This is a genomic window from Paenibacillus mendelii, assembly GCF_024498075.1.
GTDB classification, from domain to species: domain Bacteria; phylum Bacillota; class Bacilli; order Paenibacillales; family Paenibacillaceae; genus Paenibacillus_Z; species Paenibacillus_Z mendelii.
Genome location: NZ_JANHOF010000070.1, coordinates 1 through 850, shown reverse-complemented (window position 1 = coordinate 850; position 850 = coordinate 1). Strand labels below are relative to the sequence as shown.

The window sequence follows — 850 nt, the reverse complement described above, 5'->3', positions numbered from 1 at the left end:
GATGTGATCAACGATGCGAGCATCGTCGTTCCGAACTATCTGTGGCACATATTCACGCGCTTCAACTGGGGAGAGCCTTGGGGCGCGGCAACGCGCGAAGGCCAGCTCGAATGGAGGCTGAGCAACCAGCGGTATTTTGCCCGTAACTTTATTCCGCCGATGCTGGGATGGTTTCTCGTCCGGTCCGCTTCCGAACGGTTCGAGGCGTCGGCGCTGGATGAAATCGAATGGGTATTGTCGAAAGCGGCCGGATTCGGGGCCGGCTTCGCGCTGGTAGCCGATACGGCGGTGCTTCGGCGAAACGGCAATATCGAGCCGTTGTTAGCGTCGGTGCGCGAATGGGAGAAGGCGCGGCGGGCCGGAGCGTTTACGCCCGAGCAGCGTAAGCGGCTGCGCGAGCCGAAGGGAGACTGGCACTTGGAACCGGACGGCGAAGGCCGTTGGAAGCTGTACCCCGTTCACTTCTCGAAGCCGCTTGTCTGCAATCCTGCCGAGCTGCAGCCGGGCCAACCGGGAGGCGCCGACTGGGTTTATTTCAACCCGTATGCCGATCAACCGTTGAAGTTTACGCTGCGCGTGGTACCTTCGTACGGGAACGAAGACGCTTCGGTGAAACGGCCGACTTTGTATACCAGCGGGGTTTACATGACATTCGATACGGAACTGAAGCCGAATCAATATCTCGTGTGCGATGGCGGACGAACCGGCAACATATACGATCAAAACTGGAATCTGCTGCAGACGGTTCAAGCGTCGGCGGATGCGCCGATCCTCCGAAGCGGGGGGCAGCCCGTATCGTTCAGCTGCAAATTCGAAGGGGATCCGAAGCCGTCTGTCAGCGTGAAAATAT

At 59.2% G+C, this 850-nt stretch carries 1 protein-coding gene; it reads left to right on the top strand.

What is annotated here, in order from left to right:
- Positions 1 to 850: hypothetical protein (locus NNL21_RS36075; RefSeq protein ID WP_256555729.1), on the top strand; the 850-nt coding region annotated here is incomplete at both ends.